Source organism: Novosphingobium endophyticum (assembly GCF_014640675.1).
Taxonomy (GTDB): domain Bacteria; phylum Pseudomonadota; class Alphaproteobacteria; order Sphingomonadales; family Sphingomonadaceae; genus Novosphingobium; species Novosphingobium endophyticum.
The window spans coordinates 1-925 of sequence record NZ_BMHK01000099.1; the positions used below are offsets into that span (position 1 = coordinate 1).

The following is a 925-nucleotide window of genomic DNA, read 5'->3' on the forward strand; positions in this document are numbered from 1 at the left end:
ATACCAATGTGCAATGATCATGACCCATGGGCCCATTGGCGCAGACCGAGGGACATGATGCGCCATGGCTGATCGACGAGCTTGTTCCAAGCGTAGCAGCAGTGGTCGACGATATCGTCGTAGGATTTGAAGATGCGGTTCGACAGCCAGTTATCGCGCATGAACTGCCACACGTTTTCAACGGGGTTCAACTCGGGGCATCTTGGCGGAAGCGGCATCAGCGTGATGTTCGGCGGAATGACCAGTTCGGCAGAGCCGTGCCATCCGGCTTGATCGAGCAGCAGCACTGCGTGAGCGCCCGGTGCGACATGGAAGGCGATTTCCTCAAGATGCATGCTCATCGCCTCGCTGTTGCATCTGGGCATGACGATACCGGCAGCCTTGCCTTCAGCGGGGCAGATCGCACCGAAAATCCATGCGGAAGATCGTCGCTGATCCTTTGGTGCTGATGGCCTCGTGCCGCGCTTCGCCCAGCGCCGGGTGAGTTTGGTCTGTTGACCGACGCGGGCTTCGTCTGCCCACCACAACTCTACCGCGGTTCCTTTCGGAAGCCGCTTGGTGATTTGCGCCAGACGGGCAGCGAACTCTTTTTAAAAACGGCAATATCGTCGGCGTTCTGGCCACGGTGCCGGGGCCGCGCCGAAAGCTTGCGGTAGCCCATCGCGCGAAGCTCCCGTCCAAGTGTATGTCGGGTGACCGACAGCTGGAACTCATCATAGATCCACAGGACCAGGTCGCATAGCCGCCAGCGCACCACGCCATGTGCTGCTGGGATCGGCCCAGCCTCGACAATCTCGGCGAGCCGCGCACGCTGCTCGTCGTTCAGGATAGAGGACCGGCCAGGAGCCTTGCGTGTCGCCAGACCATCAGGACCGCCTTCGTTGAAGCGTAGGACCCAGTCGCGCACAATCTGCAGCGTCACGCC

The 925-nt window shown here is 60.6% G+C and carries 1 pseudogene; it reads right to left on the minus strand.

Going from position 1 to position 925, the window contains the following annotated elements:
- Nucleotides 1-17 precede the first annotated feature (17 nt).
- Nucleotides 18-925: pseudogene (locus IEX32_RS20875) on the minus strand (IS630 family transposase); the annotation flags it as partial.